Genomic DNA, 19,781 nt, shown 5'->3' with positions numbered 1-19,781 from the left:
CCGCGGGCACCGCCCGGCCCGGGCGTCGCGGGGTGCTGTCGTACTGGCGGCAGTACCTGGCGATCTCGCCCTTCTACCTGATCTTCGCCGCCTTCTCCTTCGTCCCCGTCTTCTATTCGCTGTATCTGGCCTTCCAGCGCTACGACGGCCTGGGCACCAAGCAGTTCGTGGGCCTGCAGCAGTTCGAGTTCCTCTGGAACGACCCGATCTTCTGGCTGTCGATCCGCAACACCCTGGTGATCTGGGTCCTGTCCACCGTTCCCACCCTGTTCGGCGCCCTGGTGCTGGCGACGTTGCTGCACTCGGTGCGCCGCTTCAAGGGCTTCTACCGCATCGCCCTGTACGTACCGAACGTCACGTCGATCGTCGCGGTGGCGATCTTCTTCGGCGCGGTGTTCAGCAACAACTTCGGCCTCGTCAACGCGATCCTGGGCACGGTCGGCATCGCGCCCGTCGCGTGGCTGAGCAATCCGTGGCTGATCAAAGTGGTGATCGCGCTGCTGATGACCTGGATGTGGACCGGCTACAACATGATCATCTATCTGGCCGGCCTCCAGGCCATCCCGCAGTCGGTCTACGAGGCGGCCAAGATGGACGGCGCCGGGCCGGTGCGGACCTTCTTCCAGATCACCATTCCGATCATGCGGCCGATCATCCTGTTCACCGTCGTCATCTCGACCATCAACGGCCTGCAGAGCTTCAGCGAACCCCAGGTGCTCTTCGCCAGCAACGCCGCCAACCAGAACCTCGGCGGCCCCGGCCAGTCGGGCCTGACCACGCTGCTGTACTTCTACCAGTCGGCCTTCCTCGACAACGACTACGGCTACGGCGCGGCCATCGTATGGGCCTTCTTCGTACTGATCATCGTGCTCGTCGTCATCAACTGGCGCATCGTGCAACGAGGGAGGAAGTCATGACGACAGCCGTCACGCCGCGGCCGGCCACCGGCGCGAAGCGGCTGCGCCGTCCCAAGGGCCTGTCCGCGCACATCCTGCTCATGGTGGCCGTCCTGATCTCGGTCTTCCCGTTCGTGTGGACGATCGTGATGGCGACCAACACCACCAAGGACATCTACAAGAGCCCACCGAAGCTGACCTTCGGCTCCCACCTGCTGGAGAACATCCGGCATGTGCTCGACACGATCGACTTCTTCGGGTCGATGCTCAACACGGTCGTCGTCGCGTGCGTCACCACGGTCCTGGTGCTGTTCGTCGACTCCCTGGCGGCCTTCGCCTTCGCCAAGTTCGACTTCCCCGGGCGCAAGGTGCTCTTCGGCACGCTGCTGGTGTTCATGATGCTGCCGCTCCAGCTGGCCGTCCTGCCGCAGTTCATCCTCATGTCCGAGATCGGCTGGGTCGGCATGCTCAAGGCGCTGGTCTGGCCCGCTCTCTCCAACGCCTTCGGCATCTTCTGGCTGCGCCAGTACATCGAGAACGGCGTCCCCGACGAACTGCTGGACGCGGCGCGCATCGACGGCGCCGGGTTCTTCCGCCAGTACTGGAACATCGCGCTGCCGATGATCAGGCCCGCACTGTCCTTCCTCGCCATCTACGCCTTCGTCGGCGCCTGGAACGACTACGTCTGGCCGCTCATCGTGCTCACCAACCCCGACCACGTCACGCTCCAGGTGGAGCTGGCCCAGCTCAACGTCGGCCACAACACCGACTACAGCATGGTCATGGCCGGTGTGCTCATGGCGTCCCTCCCGCTGGTCGTGGTCTTCACGATCTTCGCGCGCGGGTTCATCGCGGGCGCCACCGAAGGTGCGGTACAGGGCAGCTGAACCGGTGTCGAGAGAGCGTCGAGAGAGAGGTGGGCGGTGGTGCAGGACGCCGACGGAGGACGGCTCGGGCACGGCAAGGTGCTCGTGGTCGGTATGGACGGGTTGCGCTTCGACCGGCTGATCGGCTCACCGTCCACGGCCCCCGTGCTGCACGGCCTGATGGCCACGGGTGCCCACGGCACCAGCCTGCTGCCCTACGGCGAGGTGGACGGCCAGGCCGACAACGGGCCGTCCACCAGCTTGGCCTACACCGACTCCGGCCCCGGCTGGTCGAGCGTGCTGACCGGAGTGTGGCCCGACCGGCACGGGGTGACCGGCAACGACTTCACCGGCGCCGACTATGCCCGCTACCCCGACTTCCTGACGCGCGCCGCCACCGCCCGTCCCGGCCTGCGCACCGCGGCCGCGGTGTCCTGGCCGGCGCTGATCCGCCGCGGCACCCTCGGCCGCGCCATCGGCCGGCGTGTGCGCTACAACGGCGAGTCCCGCGGCTACGAGACCGCGGACCGCCGCGTCGCCCGCACCGTCGCGCGCTGGCTCACCAAGGGCGACCCGGACGCCGTGTTCGTGTACTTCGGCGCCACCGACGAGGCCGGCCACGCCACGGGCCCCCTCTCCCCCGCCTACGACGACGCTCTCTATGCCCAGGACACCCATCTCGGGCGGCTGCTGGAGGCGATCGATGCCCGGCGCGCGGACCCCGGCCGCGCCGACGAGCACTGGACCGTGCTGGTCACCACGGACCACGGTCACCTCGACACCGGAGGCCACGGCGGCGACACGCGTGCCGAGCGGGAAGTCTTCGTCATCCTCGCCGAACCCGGTGTGCCCGACGGCACCCGGCTCGACACGCCCCGCCTCGTCGACATCGCCCCCACCGTCCTGAACCGTCTCGGCATCCCCGTCGACCCTGCCTGGGGTCTGCAAGGCCACCCCCTGCCCCGGCCCACCGCACCGACTTCGGAATGGTCATGACCGACGCACCCCTGGACCCCTTGATCGCCCTGCGCCCCTGGGAGGCACCCGAGGTGACCTCCTGGGGCCGACTCCCCATGAACGCCGTCGACCGGCGCTGCGGAGCACTCCCCCTGGACGGCGACTGGCGCTTGCAGTTGCTGTCCGCTCCGGACGCGCCGGTCGGCGGTCCCTGGTCCTCGTCGCAGGTCCCCGGCGTCTGGACCATGCAGGGCACCGACGACCTGCCGCAGTACACCAACGTCCACATGCCGTTCCCCGAGTACCCGCCCCACTCGCCCGCCGCCAACCCGACGGGCGTGTACGAGCGTGAGGTGGACGTCCCCACCGACTGGGTCGGACGCCGGATCGTGCTCCAGGTCGGGGCCGCCGAGAGCGTGCTGCTGGTACACGTGGACGGGCGGCCCGTGGGCATCTCCAAGGACTCCCATCTGGCCGCCGAGTTCGATCTGACGGGGGTCGTCCGCCCCGGCTCGCCCGCGACCGTGCGGCTCACCGTCGTCAAATGGTCCGACGCCTCGCACATCGAGGACCAGGACCAGTGGTGGCACGGCGGGATCACGCGCTCGGTGCTGCTGTACGCGACGGATCCGCTGTATCTCGCGGACGTGACCGTGCGGGCGCGGTACAGCGGTGAGCTGCGGGTCGACTGCCGGGTGCGGGACGCGGGCGGTGCGCTGCCCGCGGGGTGGTACCTCACCGGGGACCTGGACGGTCGACCGCTCGCACAGGACGCGGAGTTCGACCGCGCGAACGCCGCGGACGAGCGCGTCTCCGACTTCCTCGGCGAGGCCCGGCTGCTGACCACCGTCCCCGAGGTGCGGACCTGGAACGCGGAGACGCCCGAGCTGTACGACCTGACCGTCCGCCTGCACCGCGCCGACGGCACGGTCGCCGACACCTCCCGCCACCGCATCGGCTTCCGGGACGTGGAGATCGTCGGCCGGGACCTGCTGGTCAACGGCGAGCGGGTGTTCATCCGGGGCGTGAACCGGCACGACTTCCATCCCCTGACGGGCCGGACGGTGTCGTACGACGACATGCGCGCGGACCTGGTCCTGCTCAAGCGCTTCGGCTTCAACGCCATCCGCACCGCCCACTACCCGAACGACCCGACCCTGTACGACCTCGCCGACGAGCTCGGGTTCTACGTCGTCGACGAGGCGGACATCGAGTCCCACGACCACGCCCACGAGATCGCCGACGACCCGCGCTATCTCAGCGCCTTCGTGGACCGGGTCTCGCGGATGGTGCTGCGCGACAAGAACCATCCGTCGGTCGTCATCTGGTCGCTGGGCAACGAGTCCGACTACGGCGCGGGCCACGACGCGGCGGCGGGCTGGGTGCGCCGGCACGACCCGACCCGGCCGATCCAGTACGAGGGGGCGGCCAAACTCGGCTGGGCGGACCCGGAGCTCGCCTCCGACATCGCCTGCCCGATGTACGCGCCGCTGGAGGACTGCGTCGCCCACGCGTTGTCGGGTGAGCAGACCAAGCCGCTGATCCAGTGCGAGTACTCGCACGCCATGGGCAACAGCAACGGCACGCTGGCCGACCACTGGGCTGCCATCGAGGCCACCCCAGGTCTTCAGGGCGGGTTCATCTGGGAGTTCTGGGACCACGGGATTCTGCAACACGTGAGCGACGGAAGACCGGCCGGGCGTGGGGGCGCCGGGCTCTATGACAACGGTGTCGCCGCGCCCGGGTACCGCTGGGCGTACGGCGGTGACTTCGGCGAGACGATCCATGACGGCGCGTTCATCGCGGACGGCGTGGTGTTTCCCGACCGCACGCCCAAGCCGGCGATGTACGAGCACCGGGAGATCGCGGCACCGGTGCGCATCGAGTGCTTCCGCCACGAGGGCGTCGTCCTGACCAACCACCAGCACTTCCGCGGCTTCGACTGGCTGGCCGCCGTATGGGAGCTGTCGCTGGCGGACGGTCGCACGCTGACCGCGCCGGCCGAACTGCCCGAGCTGTGCCCGGGTGAGACGGCGGCGGTGCCGCTGCCGTTCGCGCTGCCGGAGGACGGCGGCGAGGCGTGGCTGACGCTGCGGGTGACCGTGGCCGAGGACCAGCCGTGGGCACCGCGCGGCACCGCGGTGTGCGTGCCGCAGGTGCGGCTGCGCGGGCCCGCTCCGGTCGATGTCGCTGCCGTGGCCCTGGGGGTCCCCCCGGCCGAAGGCTGGGGGGAGGTCGAGGTGGACGGCGAGGGGCTCCTCGTCCACCCGCTGCTGACGGTGGCCCCCACGCTCTCACTGTGGCGTGCGCCCACCGACAACGACGAGTTGGGCGGCATGGCGCAGCGCTGGCGGAACCGGGGACTCGACGCACTGGTGCGCAAGGTCGTGTCGGTGCGCCAGGACGCCGGACAGGTGACGGTGGAGGCAGAGTACGCGGGCACGACCGGCGTCGTACGGCACCGGCAGGTGCTCACGCCCGTCGAGGGCGGCGTCCGGGTCGAGGAGGAGGCCGAGCTGCCGGAGGCGTTCGACGACGTGGCGCGGGTCGGCACGGTCTTCGAGACGATCGCGGGGCTCGACCTGCTGGACTGGTTCGGGCAGGGGCCCTGGGAGTCGTATCCCGACCGCAGCGCGGGCGCTCCTGTCGGCCATCACTCCGTCTGCGTCGACGGCCTGTTCACGCCCTACCTGCGCCCGCAGGAGAGCGGCGGCCGGCACGGCGTACGACGCTTCACGCTGTCCGCGCCGGACGCCACCGGCCTCACGGTGGCGCTCGACGAGCCACGCCAGGTCTCCGTCACCCGCTACCGCGCCGAGGACCTGACCGCCGCCACGCACCACGACGAACTGGTGCCGCGTCCCGGCTGCGTGGTGCACATCGACGCGGCGCACCGAGGCCTCGGCACGGCGTCGTGCGGCCCGGACACCTTCCCCTCCTATCGCGTCGCGCCGGGCGTCCACCGCTGGAGCTGGACCCTGCGCGTCCTCTGAACTCTCTTCTCTCCCCCTTCTTCATGGAGCACCCATGTGTACTTCGCATGCGCACAACCAGGGCGAGGCCGCGCAGGCCGGCGCCGCAAGACGCAGTTTCCTCCGGGCCACGGCGCTGATCGGCGCCGCCGCCACCGCCTCGGTCGCGCTGCCGACCGAGGCGCAAGCGGCATCCCCGGAGCGCTGGCGGCCCGACTCCGACAGCCGTCGCTTCACGCTCGCCGTGATGCCCGACACCCAGTACCTCTTCGACGGGCCGAGCATCGACAAGGCGCCGGTCGAGGCGTCCCTGCGCTATCTGCTGGAGCACGGCAGGGAGGAGAACATCGTCTTCCTGTCCCACCTCGGTGACCTCACCCAGAACGGCACCCAGCCCGAAGTCGCCGCCATCGGCGAGGCGTTCCGGCTCCTGGACCGGCGGGGCGTGGGCTACAGCGTCCTCGCCGGCAACCACGACGTGAAGTCGTCGACGGACGACCAGCGCGGTGGGACGCCGTATCTGGACGCCTTCGGGCCGCAGCGGTTCCAGGGGAAGAAGACGTTCGGGGGAGCCTCCCCCGACGGCTACAACAGCTTCCACCTCTTCAAGGCCGCCGGCCGTGAGTGGATGGTGCTCGCGCTGGACTGGCGGCTGTCGGCGAAGGGCTACGCGTGGGCCAAGGACGTCCTCGCCCGGCGCCCGAAGACGCCGGTCGTCCTCACCACCCACGAGCTGGTCGTCGAGGACGACTCCCTGTCGGCGTACGGGCAGCAGCTGTGGGACCAGCTGATCGAGGACCACGACCAGATCTTCCTCACCCTCAACGGGCACTACTGGCCCGCCGCCCGGGCGACCCGCAAGAACGCGGCCGGGAATGACGTACACCTGCATCTGACGAACTACCAGAACCGCTACTTCGGCGGCGCGGCGATGATCCGCCTGTACCGCTTCGACCTGGACCGGAACGTCATCGACGTGGAGACGGTCTCCCCGTGGATCCTCGGCCGGGCCGCCCAGGGGCTCAACGAGCTGGAGCGGCAGGAGATCGAACTCAGCGGGGAGGCCGACCGGTTCAGCGTCGAGATCGACTTCGCCGACCGTTTCTCCGGATTCGCCCCGGTGCCCGCGCGCCCGGCGCGCCCCGCCTCGCGGATGCTGATCCCGGGCACGGTGGCGTACTGGCGCTTCGAGCAGCCGGTGGAGGGCACCACGGTCCGTGACCTGTCCGGGCGCGGCAACGACCTCGCGCTCGTCACGGTGGGCGGCGGAAAGCTCGGCTGGTCCGCCGACCACCACCCCGACCAGCCCGGCCACGGCAGCCTGGAGTTCCAGGGCTTCAAGTCGCCGCTGACGGGGGCGTACCTGCGTACGGTCGACGGGGCCCCGCTCAACTCGGCGACGTTCAGGGACGGTTACACCATCGAGGCGTTCTACCGTCTCCCCGCCGACTGGGACCCCGATCACCACGCCTGGTCCGGCCTGCTGAGCCGGACCGGCACGGGCGGCGCCGCCGGCAAGACCGCCGACGACCCGGACGAGCCGCTCGCCACCCTCTCCCTGTCGAACGACCGCGAGCCGCAGTGGGCGATGCGCCCGCTGAACCAGGAGGGCATCGCCACCAACTGGGCCCAGGAGACCCCGCTGGAGACCTGGTGGCACCTGGCGGTCGTCAACGACGGCGAGCACACCACGCTGTACGTCGAGGGCTGCCCGGTGGTCCGCAACCCGAAGGCACGCTCGATCGGCATCACCTCCGTCGGGCTGCCGTGGCTGCTCGGCGGCTACGAGTACGGCGGCAAGATCGACCAGATCCTGCACGGCCGCCTCGGCGACGTCCGGATCGTCGCGCGGGCGCTGCCCGTCAAGTCCTTCATGAACCACTGACCTTCAAGGGACCACCATGACCGAGCAGCAGCTGCCCACCTGGGCCGACCCGTCCGTCGCCCCCACCGACCTCGACCCGCAGGGCGTCTCCAGACGCGGACTCCTGCGCCGCGCGGGTCTGTTCGGCGCCGCGTTCGCCCTCGGCTCCGCGGCCGTACCCGCGACAGCGAGCGCGGCCCCGGTCGCGGCCCCGGCCGACCGGCGTCTCGGCGGCGACGACCCCCGCCTGGCCTACCTCGTCGGCGACCACCACATCCACTCCGTCTACAGCCACGACGCCAAGTACACGTTCTCCCAACTGGCCGCCGCGGGCGCCAAGTACGGCCTGGACTGGATGGTGTTCACCGAGCACTCCAACTTCGGGCACGCCAAGTACGGCGCCCCGCTGGAGCACGAGGAGATCCTCAAGGCGCGCGCCGAGAACCCGCGCCAGCTGATCTTCCAGGGCCTGGAGTGGTACATCCCGGCCGCCGAGCACTGCACGGTCTTCGCGGCGCCCGGCGCGCACGAGGTCGACCTGCTCACGCAGTTCGAGAGCGCCTACGACGGCAAGCTGCTCGGCTACACCGACGGCTCCGCGGGCGGCACGGACACCGCCCGCAACGAGGCCCACGCCGTCAAGGCCATCCAGTGGCTCGCCGAGCAGCGCCGCACCGGCTACGTCGACGACGTGCTCGTCCTCGCCAACCACCCGATGCGCCTCGGCATCGACTCCCCGCACGAGATGCGCGCCTGGCGCGACGCGGCACCCGAGATCATGATCGGCATGGAGGGGGCACCCGGCGCCCAGGGCGCGGCCATCCCCGGCTGGCGCGGTACGAACTCGATCCGCGGCGAGTACGAGAACAAGCCGTCGGCCCAGTCCTGGACCGGCTACCCGGCGGACGCGTATCTGACGTACGGCGGTTTCGACTGGGCGACCGCGACGGTCGGCGGGCTGTGGGACTCGATGCTGGCGGAAGGCAGCCTGTTCTCGATCACCACCAACTCCGACGCCCACCGCATCGTCTTCGACACCTGGAAGAACGGCGACTGGCCGGCGGGCCTGAACTTCGACAACACCGGCAAGCTGCCGGACCCGGTGAACACGACCACCCCGCAGCCGGGCAGCGACTTCTGGCCGGGCCAGTTCAGCCGCACCCACGTCGGCGTCACCCGCTACGGCTACCGCGCGGTGATGGCGGGCCTGCGCGCGGGCCGGGTCTGGCTCGACCACGGGCATCTGCTCGACGGCCTCGACGTCCGCCTGAAGCGGGACTGCGACTTGGGCCGGGGCGTCACCCTGGGCGGCCGGCTGCGCGTGCGCAAGGGCGAGAAGCTCACCCTCACCATCACCGTGACGACCGCCTCCCGCCCCAACGCGCAGGGAATCCTGCCCGAGTTGGCGCACGTGGACGTCATCCGGGGCGCGGTGCGCGGCCCGGTGACCGACCGGGACACCTGGAGGGCACCGGACACCAAGGTCGTCCACACTCAGGACGTGACGGGCCGGAAGGGGACGTACACCCTGCGCGTTCCGCTGACCGCCGGGGACGAGTCCTTCTACGTCCGGCTGCGCGGCAGCGACGGCAACCGCCACGGTGCGGGCTACCTCGGGGCGTCGGTCGACCCGCACGGGCCGATCCCGCACGAGCCCGGAAACGGTGACCCGTGGGCGGACACGTGGTTCTATGCGAACCCCGTGTTCGTCGACGTGGCAGGAGCCTGATGAAGCGTCGTCTCCCCTCGTACCAGCAGGTCGCGGACTGATCGACGAGAGGTACCGTGGGCCGCGTGACCGGTGAAGAGGCGCTGCGGCCCCAGTCCCTCATGCTGACGTTCCTGGGCGACCAGGTGCTCGGGCGGGACGTCTGTGTGTACTCGGGCAGTGTCATCGACGTCTTCGCACGCGTGGGCGTCGGTGAGCAGGCGACCCGCTCGACGCTGACCCGGATGGTGAACCGCGGTCTGCTGCGCCGCCAGCGCGAGGGCCGCCGGATGTACTTCGGGCTGACCGAGCGTTCGGCGGCCGTCCTGCGCGACGGCGAGCACCGCATCTGGCAGACCGGTGCCGTCAACCGGCACTGGGACGGCAGCTGGACCCTGCTCGGCTTCTCCCTCCCGGAGTCCTGGCAGCGCCAGCGCCACGACCTGCGCTCCAAGCTGACCTGGAACGGCTTCGGCCCGCTGTTCAGCGGCCTGTGGATCGCGCCGGGCGAGGTCGACGTGTCGTCGCTGGTGGCCGAGCTGGGCCTGTCCGCCCATGTGAAGGTGTTCCGCGCGCACGCCGACGCCGGTATGGACATCGGCGCGATGATCGAGGAGACCTGGGAACTGGCCGAGCTGGCGGCACGCTACGAGTCGTTCGTACGGCGCTGGCAACCGTGGCAGACGCAGCTCCCGGACGCCGACGACGCTCTCGCGCTGCGGCTGCGGCTGCAGGCGGAGTGGCTGCGGGTCATCCGCCAGGACCCGCGGCTGCCGGTCAAGCACCTGCCGGACGACTGGCCCGCCGAACCGGCCGAGAAGACCTTCCGGCAGGTGTACGAGCGGCTCACACCACTCGCGCGGGACGCCTCGGCACGCCTCCTCGACCTCGTGCCCGTGCGGCCCCCGGAGGCCCAGCGACCGCAGCGGCCGTCGGGCGCCTGACAACCTGTCCGGTTCTGTCGCCTCAAGAGCCGGAAACATCCCCGCACACCGGGATGATCTGGGCCACCATGGGGGATATGCCGTGGCACAGCCACACCGCGCACCATCGCGATGGGGGCCCGAGGGGAGGCGACGGGTGCGGAAAGAGGTGTACTCGGGGGACGGCCGTCGATTAGCCGTGGAGATCAGCGGTGATCCGGGCGGATCGCCGGTGTTTCTGCTGCACGGCACACCCGGCAGCAGACTCGGTCCGGCGCCCCGGCCCATGCTGCTCTACCACCAGCAGGTCCTGCTCATCACCTACGACCGTCCCGGCTACGGTCCCTCGGACCCGCTGCCCGGGCGGCGGGTCGCGCATGTCGCGGCCGATGTCGCCGCCATCGCCGACGCCCTGGGCTTCGAGCGTTTCGCCGTCGTCGGCCGCTCCGGGGGCGGGCCGCACGCGCTGGCCTGCGCCGCGCTGCTGGCGGACCGGGTGACCCGCGTCGCGGTGCTGGTGAGCCTGGCTCCGCGCGACGCCGACGGCCTCGACTGGTTCGCCGGGATGGCCGCCTCCAACGTCAGCGAGTACTCCAAGGCCCTGGCCAGCCCGGACCGGCTCGCGGCCAGCCTGCGCAAACGTTCCGTCGCCATCCGCTCGGACCCGGTGCGGTTGCTCTCCCAGTTGCGCCGGGACCTCACCGAGTCCGATCTGCGGGTGGTCGCCGACGCCGGTGTCCGGGCGATGCTGCTGCGCAACTACCGCGAGGCGCTGCGGGTGTCGGCCGACGGCTGGGTGGACGACGCGCTGTCGTTCTGCAGTCCCTGGGGGTTCAACCCGGCCGACATCTCCGTACCGGTGCTGCTGTGGCACGGCGAGCAGGACGTCTTCTCCCCGCCCAGCCACACCCGCTGGCTGGCCGCGCGCATCCCCAGCGTGACCGCCATCCTCCAGCCGGCCGCGGCGCACTTCGGGTCGCTGCGCGTACTGCCGGACATCGTGACCTGGCTGCTGGGCGGCCGCCAGCCCGTGGCGACCGTCGACCAGCACTGACCGCACCGCCTCTCACACCGGCAGCGGCTCCAGGTCGCGGTGGATGCGTTTGCCCTCGCGGACGGTCTCCGCGTGCGGATGCTCCTCGCCGAGGAGCTGGGTCAGTTCGGCGAGGGCGCTCTTCTTGAGCTCCTCGGCCTCCGCGGTCCGGCCCAGCATCCCCAGGGTGACCGCCAGGTTGGCGCGCGAGACGACGGTGTCCGGGTGACCGTGCCCGAGACCCGCCTGGAATCCGGCGACGGCCATCCGTTCCAGCTGCTCGACCTCGGCCAACGAGTCCAGTTCCGCCAGCACGTTGGCGAGGTTGACGGCGCAGGCCAGGCTGTAGGGGTGGCGTTCGCCGAGCACCTCGCGCAGCGTGGCCAGGTTCTCCGCCAGCAGCTCCCGCGCCTTGCCGACCTCGCCCGAACCGCGCAGGAAGATACCGAGGTTGTTGACGGCGGCCAGCGTCGCCGGGTGGCGCACGCCGGGTGCCACCCGGTACTGGGGCACGATCTCCTGAGCGAGGGCGAGGGCCTCCTCCCGGGCGCCGGTGGCGTACAGGTCGGTGGCGTAGTTCAGGGTGCAGTCCAGGACGTCGGGGGTCGTGGTGGGGATCTCCCGGGTGCGGTAGTACTCGCGGGTCTGGTGGGTGAGCGCGCGGGCCTCCGTGACCTTTCCGGCCTTGCGCAGGGAGACGGCGAGACTCTTGGCGGTGCGCAGGGTTTCCGGGTGGGTCTCGCCGAACAGCCGCTGGTAGGCCTCGTAGCTGCTGCGCAGCAGTGAGATCGAGGTGGCGTACTCCCCCGTCTCGCGCAGGTCGCGGCCCAGATTGGTGGCGCTGAGCAGGCTGTGCGGATGCTCGCTGCCCAGTTCCAGATCGTTGCGCCGGCGGTCGTAGATCTCCTGGTCGACGTCACGGGCCTCGGCGTAGCGGCCCAGCAACCGCAGACAGACGGCGCGGTTGTTGTTGGCGAAGAGGGTGCGCGGATGGTCCTCGCCGAGGCTGTCCTTCAAGCCGTCGTATGCCTCGATGGCCAGCTCCAGGGCGTCCGCGAAACGGCCGATGCTGCCCAGGTCCATGGCCAGACCACTGCTGGTCATGAAGATGTGCGGGTGGTCGGCGACCAGCAGGACCCGCTGGCGGGCCAGCGTGTCCGAGCCCAGCCGCTCCGCCTCCACGTACTTGCCCAGCGAGCGCAGCACATTGGCGATGTTGGAACCCAGGTACAGGATCTGGGTGTACAGGTCGGCCACATAGCTCTCCTGCTTGGCCAGCTCCTCGATGTCCTCGTCGTCCGCCCGGCCGGTCCTGGTCTTCGCGTCGGCGACCTTCTTCTCCAGCTCGGCCATCTCCCCCCGTCGCGCGTTCAGCAGGTTCTCCCACGCGGTCCGCAGTTCCTGACCCAGGGCGAAGGCGGCGTTGAGGTCGCCCTGCTTCCACAGGTAGCGCACCCGGTCGATGAGCAGCTGCCGCGTCTCCGGCTCGTCGCACCGGCTGGCCTCGGACGCCTCCAGATGCGGCCAGATGACGGCGAGCTTGGCGCGGGTGTCGGGGTCGTCGTCGTCGATCGGTTCCTCGCCCTTGGGGCGGTGGCCGGCCAGGACGCGGTGCACGACGTGCTGGGCTTCCTCCTGCTCGCGGGGGCTCATCTGGGCGCGGATCACGGCTTGGACCAGACGGTGGACCTGGATGGACCGGGTGGCCCGGTCCACCTTGGCCAGGGCGAAGCGGCCGATCTCCCGGATCACCCGGCCGAGGACCATCCTCTCCCTGAGCGAAGGGTCGTCCTTGGCGAGGACGCGGATCATCTCGTCGCCGTAGAGCAGGTCCCTGGAGATCGGCTCGGCGGCGAAGAAGGCGCACAGCTGCAGCAGCCGTACGGCGGCCGGGGAGCGTTCCTTGAGCCGCTCGATGGAGACGTTCCAGGTGGCCGCCACCGGTTGCGGGTAGTTGGAGGGCTGGCTGAACGACAGGACGAGTTCGGCCTGTTGTTCCAGTTCCGCCAGGTAGGTGTCGACCGACGTGCCGGTCGCGGCCAGCCAGGCTCCGGCCTGGTCGAGGGCGAGCGGCAGGTCGCCGACCGCCGCGGCGACCCGGTCGGCGTCCTCGACGCTGAGGTCGGCGGCCCGGCGCAGCAGGTGCTCGACGCTCTCCTCCCGCAGGAAGAGGTCGACCTCGATGGCCCCGAAGTTCTGCGACCAGTCCTGGTTGCGGGAGGTGACCAGGACATGGCCGTTGCCTCCGGGGAAGTGCCGGCTGACCTCCTGCGGCTCGTCGGCGTTGTCGAAGACCAGGAGCCAGCGCAGCGCGGAGCCGGACTGGCGCAGATGGTCCCGCACCTCCTGAGCGGCCTGTGCCGCTTCCTCGCCGACCCGCAGTCCGAGGCGGGCGCCGAGCTCGGCGAGGGAGGAGATGACCAGCTCGTTCCGCTCGGAGGGGATCCACCACACCAGGTCGTAGTCGGGGGCGAACCGGTGCACGTACTCCAGCGCGATCTGTGTCTTGCCGACCCCGCCGAGGCCGTAGAGGGCGTACGGCGCCGGGGAGACGCTGGTGGTGCTGGAGCCGAGGCTGTCGCGCAGCTTCTCCAGCAGGGCGCTGCGGCCGGTGAAGGAGGCGTTGCGGGGCGAGACGTTCCAGTACTTGGGCACGGTGCCCGGGAAGCGGGCCTCGGTGGGCGGCCCGTCGGGCTGGCGCTCGGCGGGCAGGGCGGGCTTGCCGAGGGCGCGCAGCAGCACGCCGACGGCCTGTGTCTCGTCCAGCCGCACCAGGTCGGCCGAGGCCCGCTCGCTGAACGACGGCACCGGGCGGACGTCGCCGACCCGGACCGCGACCACCTGACGGCGGCCGGAGGGGTCGCCGCCGGTCGCGGCCTCCCAGACCTGGCGGGCGCGCGCGGAGCGCTGGTAGGCGGCGGAGAGCACGACCACCGTGCGGTCGGCCGGCTTGTCGGCTCCGTCGCCCTCGCCGCCGACGTACTTCAGCTCCACCCGGTAGCCGGCCCGGGTGAGCACCGCGGCGATCCAGTCGGCCCACAGCCGGTCCTCGGACACATAACTGAGGTGCAGGTCGGCCGGGAGCGCCGAACGGCTGCGGGTGAACGCCTTCTTGATGCCGAGGCGCACCTCCTCGTCCATGCGTGGCAGCGCTGTGACGGCCTGGTTCGTGATGACCGCGGTGAGCCGCTCGAAGGCCGCGAGCAGCGAGCCTGCGTTGCCCGCCTCGTCACCGAAGGTCGCGAGGGTCTCCTCGTAGGCGTAGTAGGGCCGGTACGGGATCTCCACCGAGCCCCAGTAGCCGGTGAGCTGGGCCTCGGTCATGCCGGAGGGGAAGCGGTCGAACTTCGCCCGGGCGAGGGACCGGCCCGCATCGGCCTTCTCCTTCTCGCCCTCGTCGATGCGCATCGGGACGGGCAGGATGCGGATACGGCGGCTGCGCAGCCGTTCGTCGATGTGCCGGGCGACCGCGGCGGCGCCGTCGATGCTCTGGTCGCTGAGGGTGAAGCAGTCGACGAGGGTGTCGGGCAGGTGGGCGGTGCAGATGTCGGCGATGTCGGACAGGCCGGTGCGGCTGTCGATGAGGACGTAGTCGTAGTGGTAGCGCATCTCGTCGCGTAACGCGTCGAAGAACAGCCCGCCGCCGAGGCGTTCGTAGAAGTTGTCCCAGTCGAAGGTGCTGACGATCGCCGAGTAGTCGCGGTTCTGCCGGCCGGCGGAGACCAGGTCGAGGGTGCCCGGTTCGGGGAACGGCCAGTCCAGGGAGACGGCGTGGCGCTGGATGCGGGCGTACTGGCGGTGCCAGTCCGGGTGCCGGTGTTCGGTCTCGGCGGGGTCGGCGGCGGCCGCCCAGGCGTAGTCGGTGAGCAGGTCGATGACGCCGGTGGTGGCGCCGACGGTCGCCGGCTCCAGGAAAGGGTGGAAGAAGCGGTGCAGGCCGGGTGCCTCGAGGTCCCAGTCCACGGCGAGGACGCGTTTGCCGTTGGCGGCGAGGATCCAGGCGGTGTTGGCGAGGGCCATGGTCCGGCCGGTGCCGCCCTTGTACGAGTAGAACGTCACGACCCGGCCGTTTCGGCCCCCCGGTCGGTCAAGGCTGCTCATCGCGGTCTTCCTCCTCGGCATGCGGGCGGTGCACCGGTGGCCGGCTGTCCTGGTCCCCCGCGACGCTCAGCCGGAAGCGCCGGGTCCCCTGGCCCGGCGGCGGCTGGGCGGGGGCGTGTTTGAGGTGCTGGGTCGCGGCCCACTGCACGACACGTGGCAGCAGCGCGTCGAAGGACTCGTGGTCGGGGATGCCGCGGACGGCGGGCCGGCATGCCTGCTCCGCCTGGCTGACGGTGCGCGGCAGGGTCGCCGCCGTCTCGGCGGTCAGCGCCTGCCGGGCGTCCGCGCTGTCGGGGTCGTCCTCGTTCCACGGCACCACGAGTCCGGTCGCCGGACGGTGGGTGGCGTCGAACTTGCCGAGCCGGGTGCGCTGTTCGGGGTCGCGCAGCACCCAGCGGTCGAGCAGCACGACCTCCGGGCCCGTCGCCGCGGGGGATCCTCCCCCAGAGGGGGTACCCCCAGCCTCGCTGTGCCAGGTGTCGAAGGCCTGGATGTCGGGCCGGAACTCGAGGCGTTCGGCGATCTCGGCGGCCATCTCGGCCAGCGGTCTGGGGCATGCGGGCCGGAAGGGGGTCCAGTCGAGCGCCGAGGGGCCGTAGTAGTCGGGGCTGCGTCCCTCGGGCAGCCGGCCCACGGAGCCCGCGGCCACGGTGATGCGCAGCCTGCGCCGGCTGCGCAGCGGCGCGAAGGCGTCGGGCTCGGTGTCCCAGGACGTGGACTCCCCCGGGTCCACGGCGACGTGCTTGCCGACCTCGATGATGCGCCTGGCCAGTTCCCACACGGCCGTCTGGTAGTGGCGGCGGTGGGAGCTGAGCTTCATCAGGCCGTACAGCCCGAAGTCGCGGTAGCGGTCGCCGAGTTCGGGGTGGGCGTACTGGATGTCCCTGATGAAATCGGGGAGGTGGTGGTCCTCGACCGGTGCCCACAGGGCCGGCACGATCGCGCCCGGTGTGCCCCTGTGCCCCTCGGTACGGAACCGGGCGGGCCGCCTGGCGAAGACGCTCCACTCCTTGCCGCACCAGGAGCTGTGGAAGTAGCGCGGCGAGTACAGCGGCACGAACACCCGGCAGGCGGCGAGCGCGCCGCCCAGCTCGGTCGTCCACAGCTGGCCCGCCCGCATCGAGCGGTCCATGTATCCGGCCGCGCCGCCGGGCACGGTGGTCAGGTGCCGGATGTGATCGCACAGGTCACGGAAGAGCCGGTGCACCCAGTGGTCGGGATCGCTGTTGTCGTTCTCGTCCCTGGGGGTGTGGGCGTAACTGAGAAAGAAGTACGGCGCGGTCACGTCCGCCCGTAACACCGCCTTCGGCTCCACATGATCCCCCGATCCCGCCCCGTCCCCCCGAGGCGTGGAGACTCAGTGTAGGAAGCCGGACGCGTTTTGTAGCCGCTCCGTAGCGCTCGGGCGGGGGCGTTTTCCGGCCAGCCATCCGCCGGCGAAGTCCACCGCCGCGCGCAGCGGCAGCGACCGGACCCGTGCCGCCCCCAACTGCCCGTGCCGGACGGCGGGCGCGCACAGCGCGGCGTCGTGCCTCTCGTACGCGGCCCCGAGGGCACCGAAGTCGCTGTCGTCCAGGTCGACGTCCTTGTACGACATCCAGTGGCGCCGTCCGTCGCGCAGGACGACGCAGCGGTACTCCCGTCGGGGCGGGTCGGCGATCCGGTACTCGGCGAGGTGGAAGGCGCTGCACACCTCGTAGCCCACCCCGATCAGCAGCACCCGGACGTCGGCGGTGTACAGCCGGGCGAGCGGCGAGCTTTCGCCCAGGTGGCATTCCTCGTCGTGATCCGCCATCAGCCCCGCGGCCGAGGCGCCGACGGCCGCGAAGGAGGTCTGCGGATGGCTGCTGCGCACCGCGTCCGGCCTGCGGCGTACGGCCTCGGCCAGGCCTCCCATGCCCTGCGAGGGGGTGTGCCGGAGGTCGAAGGGCGGCATCTCCTCGCGGTAGGCGGTCAGTTGACGGGACGTCATGTTCCTTGTCCGGGCGCGGTATTCGGGTGAGGTGTCCGAGTTGCCGGCGGTGAAGGCGGGGACGACCAGGGTGCCGTCGGGGCCGAGGGCGTGGAGCAACGCGCCAAGTACGGCGTCGGCGGCCGCGCCGACCCGGCGCAGGGAGGCGTGCGCCAGCACGGTGGCGCCGGCCCGGACGCCCAGGGCGCCCAGGTCGCCTGCGCGAAGCCGGGCGTCGGTCATCCGGCGCTCCTGCGCATCCCGTCGGTGAACCGGCGGCCGAGCGCGGTCAGCGTGGGGGCGGCGGACAGCTCGTCCAGCCGGGCCCTGGTCCGCCGGGCCGACTCGGGGTCGGGGTCGGGGAGCAGGGCGTCGGTCGCGATGCGCGCATAGGTGTCGGCGAGCAGTTCGCCGGTGCGTGTGTCGGTCTCGTCGTACAGGTCGCACACATCGAGCAGCGCGTCGAGGACGCCGAGCCGGAACCCGCGCACCAGATCGGCGGCGAGCCGCGCCGGATCGGGATGCAGAAAGGCCCCGAGCGCCGCGAACCCTCCGCCGGCCGAGGTTGCGCGAGGGTCTACGGGACCGTCGAGCGGGGTGACCACCCGCACGCCGGTGGCCATGGCGGTGGCCAGGTCGGGCAGTGTCTCGCGGACCGACGCCCAGGCCTGCGAGAGCGCATGCCGCCACCGCTCGGTCTCCTCGTCGGTCAACCGCCCGGTGACGGGGGTGCCGTGGCAGTCGCGGTACGGGTCGATGTCGTCGAGCGCGACCTCCAGCCCGTCGGCCCGCAGCCGGCGCAGGGGCTCCCAGCCGGGAGCGTCGAGGTGATCCGGCGTCAGCTCGACCGCCTCGGCGGCCGTACCGGTACGCAGCCGCCCCACCCCCGGGAGGTGCACGAAGCCGTCACACACCGGCACCGTGATCCGGTCGACGGCGGCCGGGGGCAGCGCGGCGGCGGCCACGAGCGCGGCGAGATGGTCGGCCGGAGCGGCACCGTCGAGACAGCGCACGGCCCAGGTCCGGGTATGGGGATGGGACAGCAGCGGCGCCAGCAGAGCATCGTCGCGCCGGCCGAGTTCCAGCGCCGTCCGCCAGGCGGCGGCCCACAACTCGCTCTCCCCGCCCGTCTCCTGGCCGACCATGCTCAGCAGCTCACGGGTGATCTCCTGCCGCGCTCGCGCCAACTCCGCCAGGGCGGTGCCGTCGTCGCTGCCGTCGGCCAACGCGTCGAAGCCCTCGACGGGCTGTCCGGCGTCGGCGCCGGTGCGGGCGTCGATCGACCTGATCAACGCTTCGAGGTCCGCACAGAAAACTGACGGGTTGTCAAATTCCGTGCCGTCACCGCGGTAACGGTGTGCGAAGAGGCCGCCCCCGCACGAGCGCACGACCGGGCAGGACCGGCATGTCTCGCTCAGTCCGGCGAGGCCCTGCTGCCGGGCGATGATGCCCGGATGGCGGGCCACGTCGTCGAGGCTGTGCCGGAAGACGTCCTCACCGGTGACGGGCGCACCGTCGAAAGCGGTCTTGAGCGAGTCCGCCTGCTCGAAGGACCCGTCCGTCTCGACCACTACGACATCGGCCGGCGCGAGCCCCATGGCCTCGGTCAGGCTCGGACCGCCGCCCAGGGTGCTGATGACCGAGTCGAACAACCGCACCGGCATCGGACGGTCATGAGCCTCCCACCGGTCGTAGACGGCCATCAGCCAGTCGGCGTACGGCGTGCGGACGCCGGAGGGGCGCAGCGGCGGCTCGTCCCAAGTGGCGTGCGGCAGAAGGAAGTCGATGCGCGGCGGGTTCTGAGCGGCGAGCCCGTCGTAGACGGCGACCGGGTCGTTGCGTACGTCGACGGTGCACAGGAGCCCGGCGTAGAGGTGGCGGTAGCGTTTCTGGCGGAGCAGGGAGAGTGCCGCCAGTACCTTGTCGTAACTGCTGCGGCCACTGGCGTAACGGCGGTGCAGATCATTGGCCGCGCGGTCACCGTCCAGGGAAATTCCCACCCGGACGTCGAATTCGTCGAAGAGCTCGAGAAACCGACTGCTCAGCTGAATTCCATTGGTGTGAATCCGTAAGTCGAGCCGGGAAATCCCGTCCAGGGCACCCCGCAGCTCTTCGCAGACCCGGCGCAGGCGTGCCGGTCCGGCCAGGAGTGGCTCCCCTCCGTGCAGGATGACCTGCACGGAGGGCAGAGCGTGAGCCTTGGCGTGCTTCGCCAGACGCAGCGCGGTCCAGGAAATGACCTCGTTCGAGATCACTTTTGGCCTGGCGGTCCAACTCTGGTCGGCATGCTCGTACACGTAGCAGTGATCACACGCAAGGTCGCACCGACTGTGGACCTTGAGCACGAGTTGCCGAAGCGGAACCAGCGGGCTGGTCATTGTGGAATACTCGACGTCATCCGATCGACGACTGGAATGTGAGCGGGTTCGTCTTTCGGTTCTGGGTGGAGGAGAGGGCGCGGCGTCGGCCTCGGGCGTTCTTCGGCTCGCACGGCGCGTCGAGACGCGGCG

Annotated in this window: 12 protein-coding genes; 8 read left to right on the top strand and 4 right to left on the bottom strand. The window is 71.0% G+C overall.

Annotation, left to right across the window (positions count from 1 at the left end; genetic code table 11):
* The first annotated feature begins 32 nt into the window (after window positions 1-32).
* The 8 genes from PBV52_RS41465 (at window position 33) to PBV52_RS41430 (ending at window position 11,240) form a co-directional block, all read left to right on the top strand.
* Complete coding sequence (locus PBV52_RS41465; RefSeq protein WP_274249894.1) at window positions 33-917, top strand: carbohydrate ABC transporter permease; 885 nt, start codon at window positions 33-35, stop codon at window positions 915-917.
* Complete coding sequence (locus PBV52_RS41460; protein ID WP_274246070.1) at window positions 914-1,783, top strand: carbohydrate ABC transporter permease; 870 nt, start codon at window positions 914-916, stop codon at window positions 1,781-1,783. Before PBV52_RS41465 ends, PBV52_RS41460 begins: the two co-directional genes overlap by 4 nt.
* A gap of 39 nt (window positions 1,784-1,822) precedes the next feature.
* Complete coding sequence (locus PBV52_RS41455; RefSeq protein ID WP_274246068.1) at window positions 1,823-2,758, top strand: alkaline phosphatase family protein; 936 nt, start codon at window positions 1,823-1,825, stop codon at window positions 2,756-2,758.
* Window positions 2,755-5,712, top strand: coding sequence for a glycoside hydrolase family 2 TIM barrel-domain containing protein (locus PBV52_RS41450; RefSeq protein ID WP_274246066.1), 2,958 nt, complete (start codon window positions 2,755-2,757; stop codon window positions 5,710-5,712). The genes PBV52_RS41455 and PBV52_RS41450 overlap by 4 nt, the downstream gene beginning before the upstream one ends.
* Window positions 5,713-5,746: 34 nt before the next feature.
* Window positions 5,747-7,576, top strand: coding sequence for a LamG-like jellyroll fold domain-containing protein (locus PBV52_RS41445; protein WP_274246064.1), 1,830 nt, complete (start codon window positions 5,747-5,749; stop codon window positions 7,574-7,576).
* 16 nt (window positions 7,577-7,592) lie between these two features.
* The gene (locus tag PBV52_RS41440; protein WP_274246062.1) at window positions 7,593-9,284 is read left to right on the top strand and encodes a PHP domain-containing protein; all 1,692 of its coding nucleotides are present in this window, start codon (window positions 7,593-7,595) and stop codon (window positions 9,282-9,284) included.
* Window positions 9,285-9,349: 65 nt separating this feature from the next.
* A complete protein-coding gene (locus PBV52_RS41435; RefSeq protein WP_274246060.1) occupies window positions 9,350-10,207 on the top strand; it encodes a PaaX family transcriptional regulator C-terminal domain-containing protein in 858 nt (285 codons plus the stop codon).
* Window positions 10,208-10,343: 136 nt separating this feature from the next.
* Window positions 10,344-11,240, top strand: a complete 897-nt coding sequence (locus tag PBV52_RS41430) for an alpha/beta fold hydrolase (protein WP_274246058.1) — start codon at window positions 10,344-10,346, stop codon at window positions 11,238-11,240.
* Between the two features lie 12 nt (window positions 11,241-11,252).
* On the opposite strand, the gene fxsT is transcribed toward PBV52_RS41430, so the two are convergent.
* Genes fxsT through PBV52_RS41410 form a run of 4 tightly spaced genes read right to left on the bottom strand, consistent with a single transcriptional unit; the run spans window position 11,253 to window position 19,568 of the window.
* Window positions 11,253-15,320 (bottom strand): FxSxx-COOH system tetratricopeptide repeat protein, encoded by a 4,068-nt coding sequence (gene fxsT / locus PBV52_RS41425; protein ID WP_274246057.1) that lies wholly within the window; start codon window positions 15,318-15,320, stop codon window positions 11,253-11,255.
* Window positions 15,307-16,620: a TIR-like protein FxsC gene (locus tag PBV52_RS41420; protein WP_274246054.1), complete on the bottom strand. Its 1,314-nt coding sequence runs from the start codon at window positions 16,618-16,620 to the stop codon at window positions 15,307-15,309. Before PBV52_RS41420 ends, fxsT begins: the two co-directional genes overlap by 14 nt.
* A 57-nt stretch (window positions 16,621-16,677) precedes the next feature.
* Complete coding sequence (locus PBV52_RS41415; RefSeq protein ID WP_274246052.1) at window positions 16,678-17,514, bottom strand: aminoglycoside N(3)-acetyltransferase; 837 nt, start codon at window positions 17,512-17,514, stop codon at window positions 16,678-16,680.
* Window positions 17,511-19,568 (bottom strand): FxsB family cyclophane-forming radical SAM/SPASM peptide maturase, encoded by a 2,058-nt coding sequence (locus PBV52_RS41410; RefSeq protein WP_373921971.1) that lies wholly within the window; start codon window positions 19,566-19,568, stop codon window positions 17,511-17,513. The genes PBV52_RS41415 and PBV52_RS41410 overlap by 4 nt, the downstream gene beginning before the upstream one ends.
* Between the last annotated feature and the right edge of the window lie 213 nt (window positions 19,569-19,781).

Origin of the sequence: Streptomyces sp. T12, from assembly GCF_028736035.1 — a bacterium.
Taxonomy (GTDB): Bacteria; Actinomycetota; Actinomycetes; order Streptomycetales; family Streptomycetaceae; genus Streptomyces.
The sequence above is the reverse complement of the archived record's forward strand: the minus strand, read 5'-3'. Positions and strand labels throughout refer to the sequence as shown.

Excerpts from the sequence above, each read along its gene's own strand:
- PBV52_RS41460 (WP_274246070.1), top strand. The coding sequence starts at position 914 with ATGACGACAGCCGTCACGCCGCGGCCGGCCACCGGCGCGAAGCGGCTG.
- PBV52_RS41450 (WP_274246066.1), top strand. The coding sequence starts at position 2,755 with ATGACCGACGCACCCCTGGACCCCTTGATCGCCCTGCGCCCCTGGGAG.
- PBV52_RS41445 (WP_274246064.1), top strand. The coding sequence starts at position 5,747 with ATGTGTACTTCGCATGCGCACAACCAGGGCGAGGCCGCGCAGGCCGGC.
- PBV52_RS41440 (WP_274246062.1), top strand. The coding sequence starts at position 7,593 with ATGACCGAGCAGCAGCTGCCCACCTGGGCCGACCCGTCCGTCGCCCCC.
- fxsT (WP_274246057.1), bottom strand. The coding sequence starts at position 15,320 with ATGAGCAGCCTTGACCGACCGGGGGGCCGAAACGGCCGGGTCGTGACG.
- PBV52_RS41415 (WP_274246052.1), bottom strand. The coding sequence starts at position 17,514 with ATGACCGACGCCCGGCTTCGCGCAGGCGACCTGGGCGCCCTGGGCGTC.